This is a genomic window from Bhargavaea cecembensis (assembly GCF_001619585.1).
Classification (GTDB): Bacteria; Bacillota; Bacilli; order Bacillales_A; family Planococcaceae; genus Bhargavaea; species Bhargavaea cecembensis_A.
On sequence record NZ_LQNT01000009.1, the window covers coordinates 319,282 to 346,247 of the forward strand.

Here is a 26,966-nt window from a genome sequence, read left to right on the forward strand (position 1 = left end):
TTAACCGACCACTCCCATCAAGTAGACTACCGTGAAGATGAATACCCAGACGACGTCGATAAAGTGCCAGTACAGTGAGAACGTGTAGTACTTCGTGGCATTGTACAGATTCAGTCCGCGTTTCGCATTTCGCAGGATCAGGAGCGTCAGCCAGACAAGGCCAAGCGCAACGTGGAGACCGTGCGTACCGACAAGCGTGTAGAACGCTGAGCTGAATGCACTGTTGCTGAACGTGAAGCCGAGGTGGATGTAGTGATTGAACTCATATACTTCAAGGGCAAGGAAGCCGAGGCCGAGGAAGCCTGTGATGGCCAGCCAGAGCTGCATCTGCTTGAAGTTGTAGTTCTTCATATGATACATCGCGTATACGCTCGTCAGGGACGATGTCAGAAGAAGCATCGTCATGACAAAGACAAGCGGAAGTTCAAAGAGTGTTTCGGTGCGGAACTCGTTCCCATCCGGAACCGAGTTCTTAAGCGCGAGATAGGTTGCAAAGAGCGTGGCGAACAGGACGGTCTCTCCACCAAGGAAGAGCCAGAAGCCGACGAATTTATTCTTGGCTTCCATCGTGGCCGTCTCGGGATGATCCGGCCAGGACTGAGGTGTGAATTTTGTATTCAGATCCATCAGTCACGCCCCCTTTCCATGCGGCGGATTTGGTCTTTCGTTACGTAGAATCCAAGGTCATCCTTGACCGAGCGGATCGCCATCGTAAGGAATGTGAATGCAAGACCGAAGACCAGGACCGGAAGTCCCCAGCTATGATCGACACGGTACATCGCGCCAAAGCCGGCGATGAAGATTCCGAGTGTCATGAAGAACGGAATGATCGAACCGTTCGGCATATGGATATCCGTTACCGGCTCGGCTGCAGTATAACCGTTATGGCCTTCCTGCTTCTCGATCCAGTATGTGTCCAGACCGCGGACAAGCGGTGTCTGGGCGAAGTTGTAGAACGGCGGCGGCGAAGGAATCGCCCACTCGAGTGTGCGACCGTCTTCCCATGGGTCATTGCCGACACGCACGTTCTTGGCAGTGGTCACGATGATGTTAATAAGCAGCACGATTGTGCCGATTGCCATCAGGACCGCACCGATTGTACTGATCAGGTTGAACAGGTTCCATCCCTGGCCGTCCATGTAAGTCCATACCCGGCGCGGCATCCCCATCAGTCCGAGGAAGTGCTGCAGGAAGAACGTCATATGGAAACCGATGAAGAAGAACCAGAAAGTGATCTTGCCAAGCTTTTCGCTGAGCATCGTACCGAACATCTTCGGCCACCAGTAGTGTGTCGCCGCAAGAATCGCGAGAACGACACCGCCGACGATGACATAGTGGAAGTGCGCAACGATGAAGTACGAGTCATGGAGCTGGTAGTCAAGCGGGGCAGCACCCTGTTGGACACCGGTGACGCCGCCCATGACGAACGACGGGATAAATCCGAGTGCATAAAGCATCGGAGTCGTCATCGTGATGTTTCCGCCCCAAATTGTCAGGAGCCAGTTGAAGATCTTGACCCCTGTCGGAACGGCAATTGCCATTGTTGCTACTGCGAAGATCGCGTTGGCCGTCGGACCGAGACCGACCGTAAACATGTGGTGGGCCCAGACCATGAAGCCGAGGAACCCGATGAGGACGGTCGCGAAGACCATCGCAGAATAACCGAACAGACGCTTCCGGGCAAATACCGAGAAGATCTCCGAGAAGATCCCGAATGCCGGAAGGATCAGGATGTAAACCTCAGGGTGACCGAAAATCCAGAAGATATGCTCCCAGATGATCGTGTTGCCGCCCATTGTGTGGTCAAAGAAGTTACCGCCGAACATCCGGTCGAATGTCAGGAAGAAAATCCCGATTGTGAGCGGCGGGAAAGCGAACAGGATCAGTGCGGATGCCACAAATGTTGTCCATGTGAACAGCGGCATACGCATGTACGTCATACCCGGTGCACGCATGTTGATGATCGTGACGAGGAAGTTGATCCCCGCCATGAGCGTACCCGCACCGGCAATCTGGAGACCGATCGCATAGAAGTCGATCCCGTGGCCCGTCGATGCAATCGACAGGGACGCATAGGATGTCCAGCCAGCATCAGGTGCAGCGTCCAGGAACCAGCTGAGGTTCAGGAATAGGCCCCCGAAGAAGAACATCCAGAAACCAAGGGAGTTGATGAATGGAAACGCAACGTCACGCGCCCCGATCTGTAACGGGACGATGGCGTTCATAAATCCGAACAAAAGCGGCATCGCTGCCAAGAAGATCATCGTCGTACCGTGCATGGTAATCAATTCGTTATAAAAGCCAGCACTTACGAAGTCGTTATTCGGTACTAGAAGCTGCAGACGGATCAGCATGGCTTCAATACCGCCGAGGACGAAGAAGAACCCGCCGCCGATGAGGTAAAGGATACCGATCTTCTTGTGGTCAACTGTGGTCAACCAATCCCACAGTGTCGCGCCGAACCCTTTCTTTTGTCCGACTGAATTCGCAACAGTTGTCACTGTTAGTTACCCTCCTTTACCGGTACCTTATTCTTCTACTTTCAGATCGAGCAGATAATCTGCAATGGCATCAAGGTCTTCTTCCGACAGATCGCCGAAGGCCGGCATCAGGTTGCCTGGCTTGTACTTCTGGGGATCCTTGATCCAGTCGATCGTGTTTTGCTTGTCGTGCTCCAGGAAACCTGCAACACGGTTGCGGTCGCCGAAAGTGGTAAGGTTCGGAGCCGAAGCACCGCTTGTGCCGACACCGGAAACTGCGTGGCAGTAGAGACAGCTATTTGCAAACGCAGCCTCACCCGCATCCGCGGAATCAGGGTTTGCCGTTGCGCCTTCTGTGTCCTTCATGGCTGCAACCCAGCCATCAAACTCATCAGGGCTCAGGGTTTTTACCTTGAAGTCCATGAGAGCGTGGGAAGGACCGCAGAGTTCGGCACATTTCCCGTAGAAGACGCCGTCTTCAAGGTCTTTCGATTCTTTATCGAATGTCAGATAGAACTTGTTGACGTTCTCGACGTTCGTGTCAAGCTTACCGCCGACTGCCGGAATCCAGAAGGAGTGCTTGACGTCGGAAGCGATCAGGTTAAAGTAAACTTTCTCTCCTGTCGGAACGACGAGCTCCTGGGCAGTGACGATTCCGTGTTCGGGATATTCGAACTCCCACCAGTAAAGCTTCGCCGTCACGTTGACAACGAGGTTTTCCGCATTGCCTTCATCGTCTGTGGCTTCCATTGCCGATACGTCACCCAGTTTATAGGTGTAGTAGACAGTCGGAACCGCCATGATAATGACGAGAAGAATCGGGATCGCCGTCCAGATGAATTCGAGCTTGTGGCTTCCCTCCACGTCTTTCGGCATGTGGTCGTCACCCAGCTTCTTGCGGCGGAACTTTGCAAGTGCGATGAAGTAGATGGTGAACACAACTGCCATGACGAGGATCATGATGCCGGTCGTCAGGAGCAGGAGATTAAACTGATCCTGCCCGACTTCCCCTGCCGGAAGAAGCGTCGAGAGGTATTCTTCGCCGCAACCCGACAGGATGATGGTGAGGGCTGCCAGCAGCGTTACAAGGCGCCATTTCTTGAGTCCTTTCATCATCGATTAACCAAACCTCTCTTTCACAGATGTTTTCAGATATGAGGACGGAGTGCCCAATTTATGATGAATTCTTATCAAAGAAAGAATTCCGCAATCAGATGATGACCGCGAAGATGATCATCGAGACGAATAGGATCGTCATGTAGTTCAGCGAGTACACGAACATGCGTGTTGCCCATTTGAGGTCGTCTTCCGCCCTGAAGCCTTTCAGGGCGATAAAGAGCCAGCCTGCGTTAAGCGCCGTTGCCAGAACAATGAATGGCCAGCCAAGCTGAGGCAGCAGGAATGGGAGCGGGAATAAAACGAGGACCCAGGCGAGCATGGATTTTTTCGTCCGGGCAAATCCTTTTACGACCGGGAGCATCGGAATGCCCGCTGCCCGGTATTCTTCCGTCCTTCTCATGGCGATGGCATAGAAGTGAGGCGGCTGCCAGGCAAACATGATCAGGAAGAGCGCCCATGCACCAGGACCGAGCGAGGGCTCTACGGCGGCCCATCCGATCAGCGGAGGTATGGCCCCGGAAATACTGCCGACAATCGTGTTGCTGACATGCTTTCTCTTGGACCACATTGAGTAGAGTACGACATAGCTGAAGACTCCCGCAATTCCCCAAAGTCCCGCCGTCGTGCTTGCGGAGAACAGTAGTATCTCTCCGATCAGCATGAAGGTGACCGACATGGCAAAAACCGCCGGTGCTCTGAAGCGACCCGTGACGGTCGGACGCGATTTGGTCCGCGACATGACAGGGTCGATGTCCCTGTCGATCAGGTTGTTCATCGCAGCCGCTCCGGCGACGATGAGCGCAGACCCGATTACGACATAAAACAGCAAGTCCAACGCGTCCAGAAAGTGCCGGCCGGCGAACTGGATTGCAAGGAAGAAACCGGTAAACGCCGTAATGACATTTGAGTTCACGATGCCGATCTTGATGAGTGCCAAAAAGTCCTTCATGAAGGAAGCGGATTCAGCTTCCGCCGCTGTTGCATGTGCGGTGCGACTGTTTGTCATGAAACCCCTCCTTTCGAACTGCCGGCAAGTTCCGCTACACTTTACTATAGCTGAATTTCGGGCCGAATTCTATACATAACCCGAATTTGTCGAATCATAGCGGACCCCCGTATATTAGAGCGCAGCATCTCTATAGTAATGCATTTAAGAATTTCATTTGTGAAGCCTTTGAGCCTTTTTTATGAACAAATTGTGAAATGGAGTGCGGCCGGGTGTTCCGTCCGCGTGTCGCCGTTGTTTTTGCACTGCTTTTCCGATATCATCAGTTAAGCGACACCGTCACCAAACGGTTTAGAACTTATAAAGAGGTGTCATTCATGCAGCACAATCGAACACTGAAATGGCTCGCCGTTGCTTCGACGATCGGCATGCTCGCCATCCTTTTGGGCGGGGCGCTCGTCACAAAAACGGAAAGCGGGATGGGCTGCGGCAGGCACTGGCCCGGCTGCAACGGAGAACTGATCCCTACCGAGATAAACGCAGAAGTGCTGATCGAATTCTCGCACCGCCTGGTTACCGGTGTGGTCGGAATCCTGATCGTCCTTCTTTCCGTCTGGGCATGGCGAGCCCTAGGACATATACGCGAAACAAAGTTTCTGTCGTTCATGGCCATTTTCTTCCTCGTCCTGCAGGCATTGATCGGTGCGGCGCAGGTGCTCTGGGGACAGGGTGACTTCATCCTCGCCCTCCACTTCGGCATCTCCCTGATCTCCTTTACTGCGGTCTTCCTGCTCACACTCCTCATTTTTGAGGTTGACCGGAAATTCGATGCAGAGAATGTGAGAATCGGCAATAAACTGAAGTGGCATACGATCGGCGTTACACTCTATTCGTATATCGTCGTCTATACGGGTGCACTGGTACGCCACACTGATTCAGGTTTGGTCTGCCGCGACTGGCCGTTCTGCCGGAATGACGACATCGGCCTTCCCACAAACATGCATGAGTGGGTGCAGATGGGCCACAGATTTGCCGCACTGCTCATCATGATCTGGATCGCCTATATCTTCTTTCATGCTTGGAAGCATTACCATAACCAGAAGGCTGTCAGCCGGGGCTGGCTGATCGCGCTGATCCTTGTTCTGGCACAGGCCTCGACAGGCATGCTCGTGGTTCTTACCCGCGCCAACCTGGCTGCGGCACTGATCCACTCACTGATCATTTCTCTATTGTTCGGCCTCCTCTGTTACATGATCCTGCTCGTTTCAAGGAGCCGCAATTTCGGGAAAAAGGCATAAACCGGCGCCAAGCCGCAGACAATTTCCGTTGTCTGCGGCATTTTACTGTTTTCACAAGAAAACAAAAAACTGCAGCGAATGCCGCATACGGCATTCGCTGCAGTTTTTTTATCAGTCTTCGTCCATTTCAATAAGAAGATCTCCGGTGGAGATGGAATCTCCCGCAGAAACATGGATTTCTTTGACCGTTCCGTCGAATGGTGCCTGGACGGTCGTTTCCATCTTCATCGCTTCGGTGATGAGGAGGTGTTCGCCACGCTTGACCCTGCTGCCCCGGTCAATGGCAACTTTCAGAACCGTACCCGGCATGGTTGCGCCGATATGTTTGCTATTGCCCTTCTCCGCCTTTTTCCGCTGGATATGATCGGTCTCCGCGGATGCATCGTCGATGGAGATTTCACGCGGCTGGCCATTGAGTTCAAAGTAAAGGGTACGGGTGCCGTCCGGCTGTACTTCACCGATCGAGACGAGTTTGACAATGAGGGTCTTCCCTTTCTCGATCTCCACTTCCACTTCTTCGCCGAGCTTCAGTCCGTAGAAGAAAGTAGGCGTATCGAGCACCGAGACATCGCCGAACTTTTCCGACTGTGCCGCAAAGTCATCGAACACTTTCGGGTAGAGTGCATGCGCCAGGATATCGTGGGCGGAAACCGGGCGGCTCAGCTTCTCAAACAGCTGATCGCGGGCTCCCTGGAAGTCGAACGGTTCAAGCAGTTCGCCCGGGCGCACGGTAAGCGGCTCCCTCCCCTTCAGGATGACTTTCTGAAGCTCTTCCGGGAAACCGCCATACGGCTGGCCGATCTCACCGCGGAAAAATTCGATGACCGAATCCGGGAAGTCTATTGATCTGCCGCGTTCAATAACAGATTCTTCATCCAGATTGTTCTGGACCATGAAGAGGGCCATATCTCCGACCACTTTCGAAGAAGGCGTCACTTTGACGACGTCGCCGAACAGCATGTTGACGCGGCCATACATCTCCTTCACTTCATCCCAACGCTCACCGAGGCCAACGCCTTTCGCCTGCTGCTGCAGGTTGCTGTACTGGCCACCGGGCATTTCATGGGCATAGATCTCCGAGTGCGGGCTCTTCATGCCGCTCTCGAACCTTCCGTACATTTTCCGTACGTCTTCCCAATAATGGGAAAGCTCTTCAAGCGAACCGATATCTGCCCGGACATTGCGCTCCCTGCCCGAAAGCGCATAGGCCAGAGACGAAGCGCTTGGCTGGGAAGTCAGTCCGGCCATCGAGCCGAGTGCCGTGTCAACGATGTCCACTCCGGCATCGATGGCACGGGCATACATGAAGATCCCGTTTCCGCTCGTGTCATGCGTATGCAGATGAATCGGAAGGGAAACCGTATCCTTCAGTTCGGATACCAGACGGTAAGCCGCCTCGGGCTTCAGGAGCCCCGCCATATCCTTGATGGCAAGAATGTGCGCACCTGCATCTTCCAGTGCCTTCGCCATCTCCTTGTAATAGGAGACCGTATATTTCGCACGGCTGTCGTCCAGAATGTCTCCGGCATAACAGATGGCTGCTTCCGCAACCTTTCCTGACAGCCGGGTCTCATCAATGGCGACTTCCATCTGTTTGATCCAGTTCAGGCTGTCGAAAATACGGAATACATCAATGCCCGCATCCGCGGATTTTCTGACGAATTCGCGGATTACGTTGTCCGGATAGTTTTTGTAGCCAACTGCATTAGACCCCCGGAACAGCATCTGGAACAGTACATTCGGGATTTTCTCACGAAGCTTGATCAGCCTGTCCCACGGGCTCTCGCCGAGGAACCTGTAGCTGACGTCGAACGTCGCGCCGCCCCACATCTCAAGTGAGAACGCATCCTGCATGAGGCGTGCAGTTTCATCCCCGATTTCCAGCAGGTCATGCGTCCGGACCCTTGTGGCAAGCAGCGACTGATGTGCATCCCGGAATGTGGTGTCTGTCAGGAGTACATCATCCTGTTCACTGATCCAACGGGCAAGCCCTTCGGCACCTCGTTCTTCAAGTATCTGCTTTGTCCCTTGCTTCGGAGGAGCCGAAAGGTCGACAGATGGTTTCCGTGCAGGATGGAACACCGGCTTCTGTTCTTTTCCGATTCCCGGGAAGCCGTTGACCGTCACATTGCCGATATAAGTGAGAAGTTTTGTCCCGCGGTCCTTCCTTGTCGGGAAGATGAACAGGTCGGGCGTCTCATCGATGAATGCAGTATTGTACCTGCCGCTGAGAAAATCGGGATGTTTGACTACGTTTTCAAGAAACGGAATATTCGTTTTAATGCCGCGGATCCGGAATTCCTGGAGGTTCCGCTCCATCTTCGCCGCCGCTTCTTTGAACGTCATCCCCCATGTGGATACCTTGACCAGAAGGGAATCATAGTGCGGCGTGATCACTGCGCCCTGGAAGCCGTTGCCCGCATCCAGACGGACGCCGAAACCGCCGCCGGAACGGTAGACCATCAGTTTGCCGGTATCCGGCATGAAGTTGTTGAGCGGGTCTTCTGTCGTCACCCTGGACTGGATTGCAAAACCGAACAGTGGAATGCTTTCCTGTGCAGGGATGCCTGTCTCCGGATCGGAAAGGTTCTTGCCCTCGGCAATGTAGATTTGTGAGTGGACGATATCGATCCCTGTCACCATTTCCGTGATGGTGTGTTCCACCTGGATCCGGGGATTGACTTCGATAAAGTAGAAGTTGTCCCCGTCGACGAGAAATTCAACCGTTCCGGCGTTGATGTATCCAGCATTTTTCATGAGGCGGACTGCCGCTCCGCAAATTTCCTCCCGGAGCTCATCCGAAATTGTGATCGACGGCGCAATTTCCACTACTTTCTGGTGGCGCCGCTGGACTGAGCAGTCGCGCTCATACAGATGGACGACATTGCCGTATGTATCCGCCAGGATCTGGACTTCGATATGCTTCGGTTTATCAAGGAACTTCTCGACATAAACGTCGGATGATCCGAAAGCAGCCTTTGCTTCCGATTTCGCACGCTCGAAAGCTTCCGCTGTCTCATCAGCAGAGCGGACAACCCGCATTCCGCGGCCCCCGCCGCCGAGAGCCGCCTTGATAATAATCGGATAGCCGTTTTGTTCCCCGAATGTTTGGACTTCTTCAAGCGAAGAAACAGGGCCGCCGCTTCCCGGAATTACCGGCAGATCAGCCTTGACCGCCTGTTCGCGTGCCTTGACCTTGTCGCCGAACATATCCAGATGGGAAGAGCGGGGCCCTATGAAGATGATGCCTTCTTCTTCGCAGCGCCTTGCGAATTCAACGTTTTCCGACAGGAAGCCGTATCCCGGATGGATGGCGTCCGCGCCGGAATCTTTCGCTATGGCGATGATCCCCTCAATATCAAGATAGGCATCGATCGGCTTTTTCCCCTTGCCGACCAGATATGCCTCATCCGCTTTGTAGCGGTGGAACGATCCGCTGTCCTCCGCCGAGTAGATGGCGACCGTACGGATCTTCAATTCTGTGCAAGCCCGGAAAATCCGGATTGCAATCTCTCCCCGGTTCGCCACCAGGATCTTCTGGATTTTCCCCATTTCCCCATCTCCTCATCATGATCTTGTTTCGTTCTTGACGAACATGGATACATTCAACAGTATCCCTAAACAAAATGATAACAGGATTAATGACGTTCCGCCATAACTTATAAACGGGAGCGGCACGCCGGTAAGAGGCATGAGACCCGTCATGCCGCCGAGGTTGACGAATGTCTGGAAGCCGATGAGGCTCCCGATGCCGGCTGCAATCATGCGGGCCTGCGGGTTTTTCGTTTTGAGTGCAATACCGATTGCCCGCATCACGATGAATCCCAGACCGCCTACGACAATCAGCACTCCGAGGATCCCCAGTTCTTCGGAAATGATCGCCATGATGAAGTCAGTCTGCGGCTCCGGCAGATAGCCCATCTTCTGAACTGATTGGCCGAGGCCGAGCCCTTTGAGCCCCCCCGCACCGATGGCCAGGTAGCCATTGATGATCTGGAACCCGGAGCCGAGCGGATCCTCAAAAGGATCTATGAACGTGGTCAACCTGGCGAGCCGGCCTTCGGTCAGAAGTTGCTTGCCGCTCAGGACAGCGACAAGGACAAAGAGGAACGCTGCTGCGACTGCAAGTCCCGAGAATTTAAAGAATGTTTTGGGCCTCATTCCGCTTGCCGCCATGACTGAGACCGAGGTGACCAAAAGAATCATAGTCGCCCCGATATCGGTTTCCATCATGATCGACAGGACGGCAAATGCGAGCAGGATGACCGGCGGAAACACCGAGTTGTTCAGATCATTGATGGTGTTCTGCTGCAATTTTTTTGCAAAGAAACCGGAGAAGTAAAGGATAAAGGCAATCTTCGCCACTTCGGAAGGCTGGAGATTGATCGGCCCCAGATCGATCCAGCTTCTTGCCCCCGCTTCATCACCGAAGCCGATAAAGTGGACGGCAATAAGCAAACCGAAAGTGACAAACAGCATAAGCGCCATGAAACCTTTGCGCTTATAATGCTTGAACGGGATAAATGCACCAACAGCCAGCGCAGGCAGGGCAACGGCGAAGTTGACCAGCTGCCTTTTGTAGAAATGGTCGGCTTCGAATCCGTAGCGGTTCACCGCCCAGACCATGCTTGCACTGTAAATCATCACAAGCCCGAACAGGCATAGGGCAAGATAGACGAAAAAAAGCGGAAAATCAAAGTTCCGTATATATCGCTTCAAGTATGTTTTCATCGCATTCCCTCAATCTTTCTTCTAAACAAAAAACTCAAACCGGCAAACGAGTTTGAGTTTTTTGCGTTATTTCTTCGTATATGCATCATGCAAAATCGACAGCTCGCGCTCCAGGGAAGCCAGAATCTCTTTTCCCTGTTCACGGTCAATCAGTCCCAATTTTGCGGCGAACTCGATTTCGCGGGAAAGCCCGAACATCTGTGTATCGAGCACTTCTTCATACAGAGGGCACTGCGGCATCGTCAAATGATCCATCTGAACTTTGATCAGCTGGGCGATTTTTTCCGCATCCGCCTGAAGAAGTTCCAATGCCTTTTCATGATACGCCGGTTGAACATTTGTATCCATGAAGCCGCCCCCATCAGCAGGTTTTCTGCTACAGTATATCTATTAGAGTTTATCTTTTGGGAGCAGAAATTGCAAGCACCCTTCATAGTGACGCCTCTCACCGGCAGAGGTTCCCCCTTTTGCCTGAGCTGGCTTTGCTGTAAACTGGACATGCGACAAACTGGAGGAGATACATGATGCTGATCATTCCGATACAAGGAAAATGCAGGTACCGCATCTCGCTGGATCCGACCACCTGGATCTTCGATGACCGGAAACTTGACCTGAACACTTATTTCACGGAAGAAAAAGTGGCCGATGACGCGATGAGCGACTATATCAAGTCGACATCCAAACACTGGTCCCGAGAACTGATGGAAGGCGCGAAAACCCAGGAAGAGCTGGAGAAGCCGGCAAGAAAGTTCAAGAAGCAGGAGCTGCTCAGCGGCACATTCGGCATTGCGCTCGAACCGTTCCTGAAGAATGCGGAAGCGGACGAAGACGCGGAAGCCGTCGTCTTCGCCGACAAAGACGGAGGCGAGCACCGCTTCCCGATTAATGAAGCATACGGGCTGCTGTTCCAATTCAGCCGGGAGGGCAAGCCGCTCGGTGAGGAAGGACCTGCATTCCTTCTCCTTCCGGACGGCTCGAATATGGAGGCCCCGATTAAAGGGATCCGCTCCATCACATTCGTCTGAGGAGGTGGAGTCATGCATGTGCGCTGCGTAATGTGCGAACGTGAAGAAGAAATTCCGGAAGACTCCCCGGAGGCCAAACGCATCCGGAACCGGCCGATCCATACGTACATGTGCAGGGAGTGCCACGACCGCATAGCAGAAAAAACCGCGGAGCGGCTCGCCACCGGAAAATTTATTTTCCGCCGTACGTCCGAATCATCGGAAGAAGAATTTTAGGCTGTGACCAACAGACCTTAAAGCTGCAGACAAAGAGGGATGAATCCTCTTTGTCTGCAGCTTTTTTGAATAAGTCAATTTAAAGTAAATTAAGCAAACGGCACGGACTCTGCAGACCAACGCTTCGCTTTTGGTCGCAAAAGTGGTCGCCTTACCGCAGGCTGGCGCCGAGCTGACGCCAATACGAAGATGGCGTCTGCGTGCAGCGCGAAGCGTTGCGCAGCAGCGCAGAGATCTCGCCAGCCAGGCTTTTCCTGCAGGTGTCTCCCGGCGTCCGTGCCGTTTGCCATATGATGTGCAGAACCGGGTTTGCACCCTTGGGGAAGCAGTGATTATCGGGAGAAGACGGATACCCTGAATTCCACCATTTACAACCAATCCCCTGTGAATCACAACATTCGCCGTCAAGTAGCAACTAAAAGTGTTTCATCTTATATCACATTCAACTAGTTAAAAAGAATTAGTTTAGTTGGAACATCATTCTGTTTAAAATAGAACCGTTTGCCCGGCTAGCTCTATGACGGATTGAAGCGGAGGGTCCGAGACACCTGCGGGAAAAGCGTTAGCCGAAGACCCCGTGGATGTCGCGCAACGCTTCGCGGTGCGCACAGACGCCAGCCTCCGTACTGGCGTCGGCTAAGGCAACACCCGCGGTAAGCGAGGGCCGGGAGCGTAAATCCGAAGGATTTTTTCAGTATAATTCCATCATCCCCGTTCCCCCGTTTCCGTGACCAATAGCAAAAAAAGATTCCACGCTCAAACGGGCGTGGAATCTTTTTGTTCGTCTTTTTTGTCGTTGACCCGGCGGAGCCTGTAGATGATCAGGATCAGTGCCGCGACAATGAGCCCTTCGACAATCGGAAGGAAAAATGCAAGGAATGTGAGGACCAGGCACCCGAGGAACAGGAACAGATAGATGACCACGTTCTGCCAGGGCTTCAGTTTCTTTGCAAATCCAAGATAGTACACGAAGGCCGATAAGGCGAAAATGATGAAGAACAGGACATATCCCGCAGATGTGAAGGATGGCATCGCTTCATAGACATAGCGGGAGATGGCCGACATTCTTCCGAAAACTTGCTCCTCTTGCAAAATGGACATTCCTTTCGGATGGGGTTACGCGTCCTGCTCTGCCAGCTTTTTCTTTTTCGCTGCACGCTCCCGCTCGTTTTTGTCCAGGAGCTTTTTGCGGAGACGGATGGACTTCGGCGTGACCTCGCAATATTCATCGTCACTGAGGTATTCGAGTGCTTCCTCAAGCGACATGATTCGGGGCTTTTTCAGAGTGGTTGTCTGATCTTTCGTCGCAGAGCGCACGTTTGTCGCATGCTTCACTTTTGTGACGTTTACAGTCAGGTCATTATCCCGGCTATGTTCGCCTACGATCATGCCTGCATATACTTCCGTGCCCGGCTCGACGAAGATGGTTCCCCTGTCTTCCACCTGAAGTATACCATATGGCGACGCCGTACCGTTATCCATCGAGACGAGGACACCCTGGTGGCGTCCGCCGATGCGGCCCTTCTGCATCGGCTGATAGCTGTCAAATGTATGGTTCAGGATGCCGTAGCCGTGGGTCATGGTCATGAACTCGGTCGTATAGCCGATCAGGCCGCGGGCCGGCACGTTGAACACGAGGCGGACCTGGCCGTTTCCGTTGTTGACCATGTCGAGCATTTCGCCTTTTCGTTCTCCGAGCGATTCGATGACCGAACCGGTATATTCTTCCGGAGTGTCGATCTGGACACGCTCCACCGGTTCGCACCGGACTCCGTCGATTTCACGGACGATGACCTCAGGCTTGGATACTTGTAGCTCATACCCTTCCCGGCGCATGTTCTCGATCAGGATCGAAAGGTGAAGTTCACCGCGGCCCGAGACAATCCAGGCATCCGGAGAATCTGTCGGATCGACACGGAGCGAAACGTCCGTCTGAAGTTGCTGCTCAAGTCGTTCTTCGATCTTGCGCGCAGTGACCCATTTGCCTTCGCGTCCCGCAAACGGGCTGTTGTTGACGAGGAACGTCATCTGAAGCGTCGGCTCGTCAACATGGAGGGCAGGCAGTGCCTCAGGGTGGTCGACCGGACACACTGTCTCGCCGACATCGATATCTTCAAAACCGGAAATGGCGACGAGGTCCCCCGCGTAGGCTTCCTCGATTTCAATCCGCTTGAGACCCATGAACCCGGACATTTTGGTGATCCGGAAGTTCTTCAGCGTTCCGTCGTTTTTCATGAGGACGACCTGCTGGCCCACATGCATCGTTCCGCGGAACACACGGCCGATTCCGATTCGGCCGACGTAGTCGTTGTAATCCAGCAGCGACACCTGGAACTGAAGGGGCTCCTCCCGGTTGTCGGCAGGGGCAGGAATGTGCTCAAGAATCGATTCGAACAGCACCTGCATATTTTCTCCCTGATCTGCAGGATCCGGCGAGAGGCTTGCAGTTCCGTTGATGCCGGATGCATAGATGACCGGGAACTCCAGCTGTTCGTCGTTTGCATCCAGTTCGATGAAGAGTTCAAGCACTTCATCGACCACTTCTTCGGGGCGGGCAGCGTCTTTGTCGATTTTGTTGACGACGACGATGGGCTTCAGGTTCTGTTCCAGGGCTTTTTTCAGGACAAAACGGGTTTGGGGCATGGTGCCCTCATAGGAGTCAACGACAAGCAGTACGCCGTCGACCATTTTCAGGATCCGCTCGACCTCGCCCCCGAAATCGGCGTGGCCGGGCGTATCCAGAATATTGATCTTGATGTCGTGGTATTGGACAGCGGTGTTTTTAGCGAGAATCGTAATTCCCCGCTCCCGCTCGATGTCATTCGAATCCATCGCGCGCTCATCGACGTGCTCATTCGAACGGAAAATGCCTGACTGCTTAAGCAACTGGTCGACGAGAGTCGTTTTTCCGTGGTCAACGTGGGCAATGATGGCGATATTGCGTAGATCTTGACGAAGGTTTGTCATAGTTTCACTCACTTTTCTGTTGCCGGATTCATAACTGTGCTATTATATCACAGGAAAGCCATTTGTCATCTAATAACTACCAAGAGGCGAAAATAGCTGTTTCGGAGGAATCATTTATGAAAAATGTCCAATGGGTATTCATCTTATATGCCCTCGCCGCGCTGTTCTCGATGATCGCGATCGGCTTTGCCATCGGGGTGAAAAGTGTCCTCGGCATCATCGGCGGCATCATTCTGCTGTTCGTTGTCATGGGGATGGGCTTCAAAACCAAAAAAGCCATGCGGGACAAAGGACTGCTTTAATGCCTGTTTCCCGAATTGATATAAAAGCGGAACCCGATCTCGGGCTCCGCTTTTATTATGTCTGTTTAAGCCGGATATATTGGTCCAATATGCCCTGATGCAATCCCTGCCGGGCGGCTATGAACGTATCATTTGAAATCATATCCAGTTCTTCGCCCCGGAGGTTCGTCGAAACGGCACCGACTTCCCGGATAATGACAGATCCGCCGGCAATGTCCCATGGTGCAAGGCGCATGGACAGATAGGCGTCCAGCCGTCCGGCCGCAACATGTGCGAGCTCGATCGCTGCCGAGCCATAGGAGCGTGTTCCCCGGCAGTCTGAAACGAGCCTTCCGACAGCTGCGTGGTCAATATACCGGTTGGGTGCCACCCAGCTGGCATTGATGCCGATAATGGCCTTTTCGACCGACACGGGTTCCAGGACGGGCAGTCGCTCGTCGTTGCGGTAGGCTCCTTCTCCCCGAAAAGCATGATAAAAATCGTCCGCCATCACATCATAGATATATCCGAGCATACCGACACCGTCGGCGAAGATGCCCAGTGAAATGGCAAAGTTGCGCCTCTGGTGGATAAAGTTCATCGTCCCGTCGATCGGGTCAAGGATCCAGACCACACCCTCGCCCGACCGGACGTCATCGCCGAATCCTTCCTCGCCGAGTATCCGGTGCCCCGGAAAATCACGGCGGATCCTCGAGATGAAGAACTGCTCGATTTCCCGGTCGATGTCTGTCACGAGATCATTGGCATCCGCCTTTGTCTCAATCTGTATCTTACCCGCAAAGCTCACCCTGATCCGGTGCCCTGCTTCTTTGATCAACGATTTGGCATATCGGTCGATTGCTCCCCAGTCCATCGGGCTCCCCCTTCCCGCCTGCGCTGCAGGCCGTTGTTCTATTATAAACCGAAAGGGGATCCGCATCATTCAATGAAGCTTGAATGAATCCGGATCCCCTCGGTCCTGTAGGTCAGGCAGTCAATTTGCCTTAAACGCCTCATATTTCTCCAGTTCTGCGTGAATTTCCTTTAGGCGCTGCTTGCTTTTCTTTTTCTGGTCGGAATCCGATTGGGACATGGCATCATAAAGAGTGGCGAGTTCATAGTCCAGTTCCAGGTTGAGCATGCTGATGTACTGTTTTTCAACTTCGGCTTTCCGGATCACATGGATGACTTGTTTCACGCTTATGCACCCTTTCACGGATATTTTTGGTCATCTCGATCATCATTTCAGGAGTAGTCCGCGCGTTTTGTTGAGATGTCCTGTTGCAAAGATTGTTCCCCGTTTTTTGTTACAATAAACGTGCGGACGAAAAAGGAATCAACCGACCATCCAACCGAAGGAAGTGAGCAAAAATGGAGTTCAGCGGTTTCAAGCAGCAAGACTTCGACACATTCAAAATTGAGGGGCTCGCCGAGCGGATGGAAGCCATTGAAGAACGCATCCGGCCAAAGTTCCGTGAGCTCGGACGCGAGCTCACGGACGACCTTTCAGCAGTACTCGGCCAGGAGATGCATCTTCATATTGCCAAGCATGCACGCCGAACGGTGAACCCGCCGAAGGACACCTGGCTCGCGATTGCCGGCGACAAACGGGGCTATAAAAAACACCCGCATTTTCAGGTCGGACTTTTCGACGACCGGGCGTTCATCTGGCTCGCATTCATCTATGAGCTTCCTGATAAAGCAAACATCGCCCAGCGCTTCCTGGACAGGATCGATACGTTGGAAGCGACCATTCCGGACGGGTACGTCATTTCGCAGGACCATATGAAGAAAGGGGCGGATCCGGTTTCTGACATTGATCTGGCAGGTGTGCTTGAACGATTCCGCACCGTCAAGAAAGCCGAGTTGCTGATCGGCCGCAACATCCCTGCGGGCGACCCTCTCCTGGAAGACGGAGAAGCATTTTACCGGCTCGCCAAAGAGACGTTCGACACGCTCGTCCCACTCTATAAGATGGCTTACAGTTGAAAAAGCAGACAAAAGGAGCGGCGGCTTATCGCCCCGCTCCTTTAATGATGGCTTCATCCGGCAGGTCTTTCAGCTTCTTGATAACGGGATAGGCTGCATAGCCGCTTGCTTCTTCGAACTCGGCAAACAATTTCTTTTCCCCGGACTTTGAAGGCTCAATCTCCTTGAATTTCCGGTATGCATTCATCAGTTCCCCGCGCCGGATTCCGCTTTCGTACGCTTTTTCAACCGCTTCGAAAAACTTGACCGCATCAATGATTTCATCTGTTGTCCAATCCGTCCGGAGCGGATAGGAATATCCTTCACTTGCCATCATTCATTCCTCCCCGTTTTTGCCGGTGCCCCATCTTGCACGGATCTGTCCGGCTTCTTTCGCCATTCGGCCGAACAGCTCCCGCACGGTCGGCACATCTTCGATGAGGCCGGTTACCTGTCCTGCCCAGCCGAACCCTTCATCCTCATGCCCCTCATGGATAAAGCGCCGGTTCGCCTCGCCGCTGATATAGCTTTTCAGCGCTTCGTACGTCGGAGTCTTCTGCTCGATTTCTAGAATCTTCTCGGTCCAGCTGCCCTTCAGAACACGGGCAGGGGCACCGATCGACCGCTTGATGATGCTTGTCCCCGTCTCGGAAGCGGCCAGGAGCGCTTTTCTGTAGGCATCGGAAGCATCCACGCATTCCTTGGTTGCGATGAAGCGGGTTCCCATCTCAATGCCTTCCGCACCCAGTGCATGCGCAGCCATCCAGCCCCTTCCGTCCCCGATTCCTCCGGAAGCGACCACCGGAATCGAGACGCTGTCGACAACACGGGGCACAAGGACCATCGTTCCGATGTCATCCCTGCCAAGATGCCCGCCGCCCTCCTGGCCGACTACCATGACGGCATCCGCTCCCAGGCTCTCCGCCTTCTGTGCCTGGCGTACCGCGGCAACAAGCACCAGTTTCCGGATACCGGTCCCTTCCAGCCGATCAAGCAGGGGCGCCGGATTGCCTCCTGTCATCGTGACCGCAGGGACTCCCTCTTCAATGGCGACATCCAGCATATGTTCGTATGGCCGCCCGTGCTGGCCGATTGCATAGTTGACCCCGAAAGGCTTGTCCGTCATTTCTTTTACCCTCCGGATTTCCCAGCGGAGCTCATCAGGTCCGGGCAGGCTCATGGCGGTAATCTGCCCGAGTCCCCCTGCGTTCGAGACAGCAGCGGCCAGATCAGCATAAGCGAGATAGGCCAGCCCCCCCTGAATGATCGGATACTTGATGCCGAGCAGTTCAGTGATCCTTGTGTTCCATTCCATGTCGATCCCCCCTTGTCTCCATCTTATCTCATGGGGAGGTGAAGTTGAACTGTACCGTGAATTTCGGTGACATTTGATGGCAGTCGGTGCTATAATAGCCCATTGATATCCTGCATCATGAGAACGAGGGGGCTCCAGATTGTCACAGCTCGAAACACCATTATTCGACGCGCTCCTGAAACACCGGAACCGTCATCCGATACAATTCCACATCCCGGGCCACAAAAAGGGGCGCGGGATGGATCCCGCATTCCGGGAATTTGCAGGAGATAACATCCTGTCTGTCGACCTGATCAACATCGCTCCGCTGGATGACCTCCATTCGCCAAAAGGGGCCATCCACAAAGCACAGGAACTGGCCGCCAGAGCATTCGGGGCCGATTACACCTTTTTCTCCGTACAGGGGACGAGCGGTGCGATCATGACGATGATCCTCAGCGTCTGTGAACCCGGGGACAAAATCATCGTCCCGCGAAATGTCCATAAGTCTGTCATGTCCGCAATCGTCTTTGCCGGAGCCGTGCCGGTGTTCATCCATCCGGAAGTTGACCCGGAGCTCGGCATTTCGCACGGAATTTCTGCGGAAGCCGCGGAAACAGCACTTGCGGCCCATCCGGATGCAAAGGGCCTGCTCGTCATCAATCCTACCTACTACGGGGTATGTGCAGACCTGGAGCGGATCGTTGACATCAGCCATGGCTACGGCATACCGGTGCTGGTCGACGAGGCACACGGGGTCCATATCCACTTTAATGACAGCCTGCCCGTATCCGCTATGCAGGCAGGGGCCGACATGGCCGCCACTTCCGTACACAAGCTGGGCGGCGCGATGACGCAAGGCTCTGTCCTGAATGTTCGGGAGGGACTTGTGTCGACCAAGCGTGTCCAGTCCATCCTGTCGATGCTGACGACCACGTCCACCTCCTATCCGATTCTGGCGTCAATCGACTGCGCCCGCAGGCAGCTCGCCATGCACGGAAGCGATCTTCTGGATGAAACGATCCGCCTGGCAAAGGATGCAAGAAAACGGATCAATAAAATCCCGGGCCTATGGTGCCCGGGCCGTGAACTGATCCGGAGTTCCGCCACCTACGATACCGACCCGACAAAGCTCCTGATCAGCGTAAAAGATCTGTCGATCACCGGCAGCCAGGCTGAAGTGTGGCTGCGGGAAAACGCCAATATCGAGGTTGAGCTTTCCGACCTGTACAATATCCTGTGCATACTGACGATCGGGGATACCGGAAAAGAAGTCAGCCTTCTGGTCAATGCGCTCAAGCGGATGGCAGATACGTTCGCGCCGGACGGTTCCGAACAGCCCCCGTTTGTCGCCCTTCCGGAGATTCCGGCACTTGCACTGACCCCGCGGGATGCTTTTTACTCGCAGACGGAGGCCATCCCGCTCGATGAAGCGGAGGGACGCATTTCCGCTGAATTTATCATGGTGTATCCTCCGGGAATCCCGATTGTCATCCCCGGTGAAATCGTGACACGTGATAACATCGACTACATCCGCATGAACATGGAAGCCGGTCTGCCTGTCCAGGGACCCGAAGACGACACGCTGCGGAACCTCCTCGTCATCAAAGAGAGAATGCCGATCATATCGTGAGTGAATATGAAAAAATGGAGAGCCCGGAAAGTTTCCGGTGCTCTCCATTTTTATTGGGCCTTTTCCGGCATTTTGATGGTCGCGGGATCGATCAGCGTGTATCCTTTGTCACGCAGTCCCTGAACAATCTTTGGAAGGGCAGCTGCCGTCCATTCACGGTCATGCATGAGCAGGTTTGCCCCGTTGTTCAGATACTCCGTGTTGACCATGATATCAGCGAGGGCTTCAGCATTCTGGTATGCCGGTTCCCAGTCGAAACCATAGGTCCAGTTCATGAGGAGCATCCCCTCGTCCGCTGCAAGTTGCCGGGTGAAATCCGTATTTACCCCGAACGGGGCGCGGAAGAACTTCGGCTTCTCTCCCGTCACCTGCTCCACAATTTCATTGACACCCAGAATTTCTTCGCGCTGGGCATCTTCTGGAATCTGCTGAAGATTCGGATGTGACATCGTATGATTGCCGATCGGGAATCCCATTTCATGAATCTCCTTCAGCACTGCCTTTTCCTCATCGGTATCGATAAAGTGGCCGTTGACAAAAAAGATGGCCGGCGCATCCAGTTCCTTCAGGGTTTTCGCCATCTCAAGCGCATGCTTGTCCGGTGCATCATCGAATGTCAGCAGGGCTGCCTTCGGTTCAGCGTCACCGATCGGCTGAAACGACCAATTGGCTTCATTCAGCTCATAGAGCGGTTCGGCAGGTTCCGCAGCAGCCGGAACCTGTCCGTCTTCGCTGTCCGCCTCTTTTTCCTCAGCGGCTTCTTCCGCGGAATTTCCCTTTGTGCCTCCGCTGTCCGCCCCTTCTCCGGTTTGTTCATCCGGACGGTCCTGCGATTCTTCCGTACCGCTGTCTGCGGTATCCTCCTGGCCTGCGCAGCCTGCGAGCAGGATGGCAGCGAGCACTGCAGCCGTCAACCATTTGAGTTTAAGCATCATTTTCTGAGTCACGCCCCTTCCCATCTATCAGTCTATCACCGCCGCAGGGCTCGGCACAATCCGACGAAGGGAGTTCATGGAAATAAAAAAAGAGAGCGGAAAGTCCGCTCTCTTACAGTGTGATTATTTCAGGATGTGGATCGGGTTGCCGAGAACCACTTCTGCCGCTTCCATCGAGATCTCTCCGAGTGTCGGGTGAGCATGGATGGTCATGGCAATATCTTCGACTGTCATGCCCGCTTCGATGGCAAGGCCGAGTTCCGCAATCATATCGGACGCACCTGCACCGACAATTTGCGCGCCAAGAAGAAGACCGTCTTCCTTGCGGGAGACCAGCTTGACGAAGCCGTCAGAAGCATCCAGTGCGAGCGCACGGCCGTTTGCACCGAACGGGAATTTGCCCGCTGTCACTTCATAGCCTTCCTCTTTCGCCTGCTCTTCGTTCAGGCCGACTGTTGCCAGTTCCGGATCGGTGAAGCACACAGCCGGGATGGCCATGTAGTCCACTTCCGATTTTTCTCCGGCAATGGCTTCCGCTGCGATTTTCCCTTCATACGACGCCTTGTGGGCGAGTTGAGGGCCCGGCACGATATCACCGATTGCATAAATGTTGGACGCGCTTGTGCGGCCTTGGCGGTCGACTTCGATCAGTCCGCGCTCGCCGAATTTCACGCCGGCTTCTTCAAGACCCATCTCGTCCGTGTTCGGACGGCGGCCGACCGTAACGAGGACATAGTCCGCTTCGATCGACTTTTCCTCGCCTTTGACTTCGTAAGTGACTTTGACGCCATTGTCTGTTTCTTCAGCGCCCTTCGCCATTGCTTGCGTGACGATTTCGACACCTTTTTTCTTGAGTCCTTTTTTGACGATCTGCGTCATCTGCTTTTCGAAGCCGGCGAGGATGTCCTTCGCGCCTTCGAGGATCGTCACTTCAGAACCGAGGTTGGCATAGGCCGATCCGAGCTCAGTGCCGATATAGCCGCCGCCGATGACGACCAGCTTGCCTGGCACTTCTTCAAGGTTAAGTGCGCCTGTCGAATCGATGATGCGCTTCGAGAACTTGAACGAAGGAATCTCTACAGGACGGGATCCTGTTGCGAGAATCGCATTCTTGAATTTATAAGTCTGTGCGGATTTATCATCCATGACACGGACTGTGTTGGCGTCGACAAAGTAAGCTTCGCCCTGTACGATTTCAACTTTGTTGCCTTTCAGGAGGCCTTCGACTCCGCCTGTCAATTTCTTGACGACGCTGTTTTTGAATTCCTGCGCCTTGGAGAAGTCTAGTTTTACATCGGAGGTGCTGATGCCCATGTTGTCTGCCCCTTGTGCTTCGACAAAGCGGTGGCCGACACTGATGAGCGCTTTGGACGGGATGCAGCCTACGTTCAGGCAAACGCCGCCAAGATTTTCACGTTCTACAATCGTCACTTTCTGGCCGGTCTGTGCTGCGCGGATCGCTGCAACATATCCTCCCGGGCCGGACCCGATGACGAGTGTATCTGTTTCAATTGGAAAATCACCTACTACCATTTTTTACGCCTCCATTAGTAAAAGTTCCGGATTCGACAACAGCCGCTTGATATGGTTCAGCGCCTGCTGGGCCGTGACGCCATCGATCATCCGGTGATCATAGCTCAATGACAATGCTAACATAGGAGCCGCCACGATTTCACCATTTTTGACAACAGGTTTTTCTGCAATGCGACCGATTCCGAGGATTGCGACTTCCGGATGGTTGATGACCGGTGTGAACCACTGTCCGCTTGCAGAGCCGAGGTTCGAGATGGACATCGAGCCGCCCTTCATCTCATTTGGAGCCAGCTTTCCGTCACGGGCTTTCGCTGCAAGCTGGTTGATTTCATCAGAGATGGAGAAAACAGACTTGCGGTCTGCATTCTTGATAACCGGAACGAGAAGTCCGCGATCTGTATCTGCTGCAATCCCTACGTTGAAGTAGTGTTTCTGAATCACTTCTTCCGTCGAATCGTCGTAGGACACGTTCAGCTGAGGATACTCACGGAGCGTGCTGACAAGTGCCTTGACGACATATGGCAGATACGTCAGCTTGATGTCCTTTTCAGCAGCAATTTCTTTGAACTTCCTGCGGTGTTCGACAAGAGCCGTCACATCGACTTCATCAAGGTGCGTGACATGCGGAGCGGTGTGCTTCGAGTTGACCATCGCTTTGGCGATCGCCTTGCGGATCGGGGAGATCTTCTCCCGGGTCTCCGGGAATTCCCCTTCCGGCAGCTGTGCAGCTGCAGCCGGACGTGCCTTTTCTTCTCCTGCAGGCGCGGTTTCCTGGGCTGCCGCAGATTCCTGTCCTTCAGCCGGCTGCTGGCCGCCGCTCATGAACGCATCCACATCTTCCTTAAGGATGCGGCCGTTTTTGCCGCTTCCTTCGACCTCGTGGATATCGACGTCATTGTCGCGTGCATACTTCCGGACCGACGGCATGGCGATCACACGGCCGCCCTTTGCCTTGTCCGACTTTTGTGCAGCTGCAGGCGCTGTCCCCTGGTCTTTCTCCGTTTTCGGCGATTCTTCTTTTTGAAGATCCTGTCCGGATTCAAGGGAAGCCTGAACCTGATCATCGGTTTTGTCCGTGCCGGAGTCTTCAGCTTCCTCTTCACCGCCCGGATGGTCAGGAGAATCAATCTTGATGAGGAGATCCCCGACCACTGCAACTTCTCCTTCACCGACCAGGATGTCTTCTACTGTCCCGTCCACCGGGGAAGGAATTTCGACAACCGCTTTGTCGTTCTGCACTTCGCACAGGACGTCATCTTCCTGGATGGTATCGCCTTTATTGACGAACCACTTTACGATTTCTCCCTCATGGATGCCTTCACCGATATCCGGCATACGAAATTCAAATGCCACGCCTCTCACCCTTTCTTTTATAAAAATCGGCTATCAGAATTCGAGAACTTTCTTAGCGGCTTCTACGATATCCTTTGCTGCAGGCAGCCAAGTGTTCTCGCCCTGCGCATATGGATAAATGGTATCCGGAGCCGTCACACGGAGTACAGGTGCCTCCAGGCTCAGGATCGCACGTTCCGTGATTTCTGCAACCACGTTAGCGGCGATGCCCGCCTGGCGCTGTGCTTCCTGGACTACGATCGCCCGGTTGGTTTTCTCGACCGAAGAAATGATGGTTTCTACATCAATCGGCTGGACCGTGCGAAGGTCAATCACTTCAACGGAATGGCCTTCCTTCTCGAGTTCCTCTGCTGCTTTCAGGCTTTCGCGGACCATTGCGCCATATGTGATGATTGACAGATCCGATCCTTCTTTCTTTACTTCCGCCTTGCCAAGAGGAATGGTGTACTCTTCCTCCGGGACTTCTTCGCGGAATGAGCGGTACAGCTTCATATGTTCAAGGAAAATGACAGGATCTTCGTCGCGGATTGAAGAAATCAGCAAACCTTTCGCATCGTAAGGCCCTGATGGGATGACCACTTTTAGGCCCGGCTGTTGTGCCATAAGCCCTTCCAGGCTGTCTGCGTGCATTTCAGGTGTGGCGACCCCGCCGCCAAACGGCGAGCGGATGGTGACCGGTGCGTGGAAATGGCCGGCACTGCGGAAGCTCATCCGTGCCAGCTGGCCGCTGATGGAGTCCATCACTTCATAGACAAACCCGAAAAACTGAATTTCCGGTACAGGACGGAAACCTTGCAGCGATAGACCTACCGCCAGGCCGCCGATGCCGGATTCGGCCAGCGGCGTGTCGAATACGCGGTCTTCTCCAAATTCTTTCTGGAGTCCTTCCGTAGCACGGAAGACGCCTCCGTTAACGCCGACGTCCTCCCCGAAGACGAGGACATTTTCATCGTTTTTCAGCTCAGTACGGAGAGCATCCGTAATCGCCTGGATCATCGTCATTTGTGCCATCGGTTACTTCGACTCCTTCTCTGTATAGATGTCAAGCTGTTCTTTCACGTTCTGAGGCATCTCACCGCGGTACATGATATTGAGGAAGTCGCTCACTTTCTGTTTCGGAGCGGCATCCGCCTTCTTGATGGCGGCTTTGATCTCTTCCTTGGCGCGGTCGATCACTTCGTTTTCCTTTTCCTCGTTCCAGAGGTCTTTGCCTTCCAGATACTTACGGAAGCGGATGAGCGGATCGCGCTTTTCCCATTCCGAATCAGTTTCGGATGTACGGTAGCGGGTCGGATCGTCACCGGCCATCGTATGCGGCCCGTAACGGTAGCACATCGTCTCGATGAGTGTCGGGCCGCCGCCGTTCAGAGCACGCTCCCTGGCCTGCTTTGTGACCGCATAGACGGCCAGCGGGTCCATTCCGTCAACGAGTACGCTAGGAATTCCAGCCGCAATCCCCTTCTGGGCAAGTGTTTTCCCTTTTGTCTGAAGGGAACGCGGCGTCGAGATGGCATACTGGTTGTTCTGGATGATAAAGATCGCCGGCGAGTTGTATGCCCCCGCAAAGTTGATCCCTTCATAGAAGTCACCCTGGGAAGTCCCGCCGTCGCCGGTATAGGTGATGACAACCGACTTTTCTCCGCGCTTCTGCTTGCCGAGCGCAACGCCGGCAGCCTGGATGTACTGGGCACCGATGATGATCTGAGGCAGGAAGATATTGACGCCGTCCGGAACATCGCTTCCATGGAAGTGTCCGCGTGACCACAGGAAGGCCTGCTCAAGCGGAAGACCATGGAAAATGATCTGCGGCACGTCACGATAGCCCGGAAGGATAAAGTCTTCGCTTTCCAATGCGTATTGGGAGGCAAGCTGGGAAGCTTCCTGGCCTGCAGTCGGCGCATAGAAGCCGAGCCGTCCCTGGCGGTTCAGGGAAATGGAGCGCTGATCCAGGATCCTTGTCCAGACCATACGGGTCATCAGTTCGGTCAGTTGCTCATCGCTCAGTCCCGGATCCATCTCTTTATTGATGATTTCCCCTTCTTCATTGAGAACCTGGAGCATTTCGAATTTGTCTTCGATTTCACGGAGGGTTTGTTCCGGATCGAATGCGTTCGCCTTCTTGGCAGCCATTGCGGCAACTCTCCTTTAACTGTATTATCGTTTTACTTTCTAGAATTGGTACACTTCATTCGGATTGAATTATACAAGACAGGAAAATGCTAGTCAATACAAGGGTTTGAAAGCGCTTTTAGTATTAGTACACACTGAAATTAGAAGTCATCTGTATTAACACATAAACTTCTTTTGTTTTAGCGCGCATCCGCCAACATTTCCAGTATTCCCTTTATGAAAACGAAAAAACGCCCGAAAGACGATGCTTCCGGGCTTCAGGACATTCAATTTTCTTCAGTGTCGCCAATTGCGGAATAGGCGGCTTTTTTCTGCTCGTTGACGGCTTCCGTGGCTTCGTTGAACGCATCAGCCGCGGCCGTCACTTCTGCATTTCCATCATTGACGGCTTCAACTTTCTGCTGGATCGCCTGGAAGTCGGCCGCTTCATCCGTCGCCAGGTTATACAGCTCTTTTTGCAAGCCGGTTGTCTTTTCATAAACCTCGGAGAATTCCTCATGCGCGGCATACCGGTCGGACATCGACTGCTTCAGCTTCCCGACAGCCTCCTTCACAGAGGCTTCTTCGTCCTTGCCGATTTCATCGAGCCCGGACAGTTCCTTCTCCGCTTTGTCCAGTGCCTCTTTACCCTCTTCCAGAAGGCTGAGGCGTTCGTCTGCAGATTCGCCCGCCTCTCCTGCCAGTGCAGACAGTTCCTCACGGTCTTCCTGGGTTAGCTCCATCATTTCGTTAAACTTTCCAAACTCTTCTTTTTCCAGCGATGCCATTTTCTCCTGTGCCTCCAGGAACGGCTGCTCCTTTTCCTGGATCGTTCCGATCGCATCAGAAAGCCGGTCTTCGGCTGATGCACCGAAAGAGCAGGCGGAAAGGAGCATCGCCGCAGCAAGCGCTGTGCCCGCGAATCTCTTTTTCATTTCGGTCTCCCCTTCCCTTTCCTGTTTCTACTATATTCGTTGAGCGCGACGTTTTCAATCAGACGGGACATTTTGTTTCATCAACCAGCCGGAGCGTATATAATGAAAAATAAGGTATACCGTACGAAAGGAAGTCAGCTGCC

At 53.7% G+C, this 26,966-nt stretch carries 25 protein-coding genes; 6 read left to right on the forward strand and 19 right to left on the reverse strand.

Annotated elements, in window-relative coordinates; all coding sequences use genetic code 11:
* The 4 genes from AV656_RS05250 to cyoE all read right to left on the reverse strand — a co-directional run bounded on the left by AV656_RS05250 (window position 1) and on the right by cyoE (window position 4,605).
* On the reverse strand, window positions 1–627 hold the full coding sequence (locus AV656_RS05250) for a cytochrome (ubi)quinol oxidase subunit III (protein ID WP_063179569.1): 627 nt from the start codon (window positions 625–627) through the stop codon (window positions 1–3).
* Window positions 627–2,501: a cytochrome c oxidase subunit I gene (gene ctaD, locus AV656_RS05255; protein ID WP_063179571.1), complete on the reverse strand. Its 1,875-nt coding sequence runs from the start codon at window positions 2,499–2,501 to the stop codon at window positions 627–629. Before ctaD ends, AV656_RS05250 begins: the two co-directional genes overlap by 1 nt.
* Window positions 2,502–2,528: 27 nt before the next feature.
* The gene (coxB, locus tag AV656_RS05260) at window positions 2,529–3,596 is read right to left on the reverse strand and encodes a cytochrome c oxidase subunit II (protein ID WP_063179573.1); all 1,068 of its coding nucleotides are present in this window, start codon (window positions 3,594–3,596) and stop codon (window positions 2,529–2,531) included.
* A 94-nt stretch (window positions 3,597–3,690) separates the two neighbouring features.
* Window positions 3,691–4,605 (reverse strand): heme o synthase, encoded by a 915-nt coding sequence (gene cyoE / locus AV656_RS05265; protein WP_063179575.1) that lies wholly within the window; start codon window positions 4,603–4,605, stop codon window positions 3,691–3,693.
* A 317-nt stretch (window positions 4,606–4,922) separates the two neighbouring features.
* Between cyoE and AV656_RS05270 the strand changes: the two genes are divergently transcribed.
* On the forward strand, window positions 4,923–5,843 hold the full coding sequence (locus tag AV656_RS05270) for a COX15/CtaA family protein (protein WP_063179577.1): 921 nt from the start codon (window positions 4,923–4,925) through the stop codon (window positions 5,841–5,843).
* Between the two features lie 111 nt (window positions 5,844–5,954).
* On the opposite strand, the gene pyc is transcribed toward AV656_RS05270, so the two are convergent.
* The 3 genes from pyc to AV656_RS05285 all read right to left on the reverse strand — a co-directional run bounded on the left by pyc (window position 5,955) and on the right by AV656_RS05285 (window position 10,922).
* Window positions 5,955–9,395 carry a pyruvate carboxylase gene (pyc, locus tag AV656_RS05275; RefSeq protein ID WP_063179579.1) on the reverse strand — a complete coding sequence of 1,147 codons (3,441 nt, stop codon included), beginning with the start codon at window positions 9,393–9,395 and terminating at the stop codon, window positions 5,955–5,957.
* 15 nt (window positions 9,396–9,410) lie between these two features.
* Window positions 9,411–10,574, reverse strand: coding sequence for an FtsW/RodA/SpoVE family cell cycle protein (locus AV656_RS05280; RefSeq protein ID WP_063179581.1), 1,164 nt, complete (start codon window positions 10,572–10,574; stop codon window positions 9,411–9,413).
* A 66-nt stretch (window positions 10,575–10,640) separates the two neighbouring features.
* Window positions 10,641–10,922 (reverse strand): YlaN family protein, encoded by a 282-nt coding sequence (locus AV656_RS05285; protein ID WP_063179583.1) that lies wholly within the window; start codon window positions 10,920–10,922, stop codon window positions 10,641–10,643.
* A gap of 173 nt (window positions 10,923–11,095) precedes the next feature.
* On the opposite strand from AV656_RS05285, the gene AV656_RS05290 reads away from it, so the two are divergent.
* Together AV656_RS05290 and AV656_RS05295 are read left to right on the forward strand one after the other, a co-directional pair.
* Window positions 11,096–11,599: a hypothetical protein gene (locus AV656_RS05290; RefSeq protein WP_063179585.1), complete on the forward strand. Its 504-nt coding sequence runs from the start codon at window positions 11,096–11,098 to the stop codon at window positions 11,597–11,599.
* Window positions 11,600–11,611: 12 nt separating this feature from the next.
* Complete coding sequence (locus AV656_RS05295; RefSeq protein ID WP_063179587.1) at window positions 11,612–11,815, forward strand: YlaI family protein; 204 nt, start codon at window positions 11,612–11,614, stop codon at window positions 11,813–11,815.
* 756 nt (window positions 11,816–12,571) lie between these two features.
* Here the strand turns inward: AV656_RS05295 and AV656_RS05300 are convergent.
* Both AV656_RS05300 and typA read right to left on the reverse strand, forming a co-directional pair.
* On the reverse strand, window positions 12,572–12,907 hold the full coding sequence (locus tag AV656_RS05300) for a YlaH-like family protein (protein WP_231877238.1): 336 nt from the start codon (window positions 12,905–12,907) through the stop codon (window positions 12,572–12,574).
* A gap of 24 nt (window positions 12,908–12,931) precedes the next feature.
* Complete coding sequence (gene typA, locus AV656_RS05305) at window positions 12,932–14,782, reverse strand: translational GTPase TypA (RefSeq protein WP_063179589.1); 1,851 nt, start codon at window positions 14,780–14,782, stop codon at window positions 12,932–12,934.
* 116 nt (window positions 14,783–14,898) lie between these two features.
* Here typA and AV656_RS05310 point away from each other — a divergent pair, with 116 nt between their 5' ends.
* A complete protein-coding gene (locus tag AV656_RS05310) occupies window positions 14,899–15,084 on the forward strand; it encodes a YlaF family protein (protein ID WP_063179591.1) in 186 nt (61 codons plus the stop codon).
* A gap of 55 nt (window positions 15,085–15,139) precedes the next feature.
* Here the strand turns inward: AV656_RS05310 and AV656_RS05315 are convergent, their stop codons facing one another.
* Both AV656_RS05315 and AV656_RS05320 read right to left on the reverse strand, forming a co-directional pair.
* Window positions 15,140–15,937 (reverse strand): inositol monophosphatase family protein, encoded by a 798-nt coding sequence (locus AV656_RS05315; RefSeq protein ID WP_063179593.1) that lies wholly within the window; start codon window positions 15,935–15,937, stop codon window positions 15,140–15,142.
* A 120-nt stretch (window positions 15,938–16,057) separates the two neighbouring features.
* Window positions 16,058–16,261 carry a hypothetical protein gene (locus tag AV656_RS05320; RefSeq protein ID WP_063179595.1) on the reverse strand — a complete coding sequence of 68 codons (204 nt, stop codon included), beginning with the start codon at window positions 16,259–16,261 and terminating at the stop codon, window positions 16,058–16,060.
* Between the two features lie 173 nt (window positions 16,262–16,434).
* On the opposite strand from AV656_RS05320, the gene AV656_RS05325 reads away from it, so the two are divergent.
* Entirely contained in the window at window positions 16,435–17,052 is a 618-nt protein-coding gene (locus tag AV656_RS05325; protein ID WP_063179597.1) for a DUF1054 domain-containing protein, read from the forward strand.
* A 25-nt stretch (window positions 17,053–17,077) separates the two neighbouring features.
* Here the strand turns inward: AV656_RS05325 and AV656_RS05330 are convergent, their stop codons facing one another.
* Window positions 17,078–17,368 carry a UPF0223 family protein gene (locus AV656_RS05330; protein ID WP_063179599.1) on the reverse strand — a complete coding sequence of 97 codons (291 nt, stop codon included), beginning with the start codon at window positions 17,366–17,368 and terminating at the stop codon, window positions 17,078–17,080.
* Window positions 17,369–18,346 carry an NAD(P)H-dependent flavin oxidoreductase gene (locus tag AV656_RS05335; protein WP_063179601.1) on the reverse strand — a complete coding sequence of 326 codons (978 nt, stop codon included), beginning with the start codon at window positions 18,344–18,346 and terminating at the stop codon, window positions 17,369–17,371.
* Window positions 18,347–18,485: 139 nt separating this feature from the next.
* On the opposite strand from AV656_RS05335, the gene AV656_RS05340 reads away from it, so the two are divergent.
* On the forward strand, window positions 18,486–19,958 hold the full coding sequence (locus tag AV656_RS05340) for an aminotransferase class I/II-fold pyridoxal phosphate-dependent enzyme (protein ID WP_063179603.1): 1,473 nt from the start codon (window positions 18,486–18,488) through the stop codon (window positions 19,956–19,958).
* A gap of 50 nt (window positions 19,959–20,008) precedes the next feature.
* On the opposite strand, the gene AV656_RS05345 is transcribed toward AV656_RS05340, so the two are convergent.
* From AV656_RS05345 to AV656_RS05370, 6 genes are all read right to left on the reverse strand, one after another.
* A complete protein-coding gene (locus AV656_RS05345; RefSeq protein WP_063181251.1) occupies window positions 20,009–20,890 on the reverse strand; it encodes a polysaccharide deacetylase family protein in 882 nt (293 codons plus the stop codon).
* 126 nt (window positions 20,891–21,016) lie between these two features.
* A complete protein-coding gene (lpdA, locus tag AV656_RS05350; protein ID WP_063179605.1) occupies window positions 21,017–22,426 on the reverse strand; it encodes a dihydrolipoyl dehydrogenase in 1,410 nt (469 codons plus the stop codon).
* 3 nt (window positions 22,427–22,429) lie between these two features.
* Window positions 22,430–23,779 (reverse strand): dihydrolipoamide acetyltransferase family protein, encoded by a 1,350-nt coding sequence (locus AV656_RS05355; RefSeq protein WP_063179607.1) that lies wholly within the window; start codon window positions 23,777–23,779, stop codon window positions 22,430–22,432.
* A gap of 33 nt (window positions 23,780–23,812) precedes the next feature.
* Window positions 23,813–24,790 carry an alpha-ketoacid dehydrogenase subunit beta gene (locus AV656_RS05360; protein ID WP_063179609.1) on the reverse strand — a complete coding sequence of 326 codons (978 nt, stop codon included), beginning with the start codon at window positions 24,788–24,790 and terminating at the stop codon, window positions 23,813–23,815.
* Between the two features lie 3 nt (window positions 24,791–24,793).
* Window positions 24,794–25,909: a pyruvate dehydrogenase (acetyl-transferring) E1 component subunit alpha gene (gene pdhA, locus AV656_RS05365; protein ID WP_063179611.1), complete on the reverse strand. Its 1,116-nt coding sequence runs from the start codon at window positions 25,907–25,909 to the stop codon at window positions 24,794–24,796.
* 266 nt (window positions 25,910–26,175) lie between these two features.
* The gene (locus tag AV656_RS05370; protein ID WP_063179613.1) at window positions 26,176–26,823 is read right to left on the reverse strand and encodes a YkyA family protein; all 648 of its coding nucleotides are present in this window, start codon (window positions 26,821–26,823) and stop codon (window positions 26,176–26,178) included.
* Window positions 26,824–26,966: the final 143 nt, after the last annotated feature.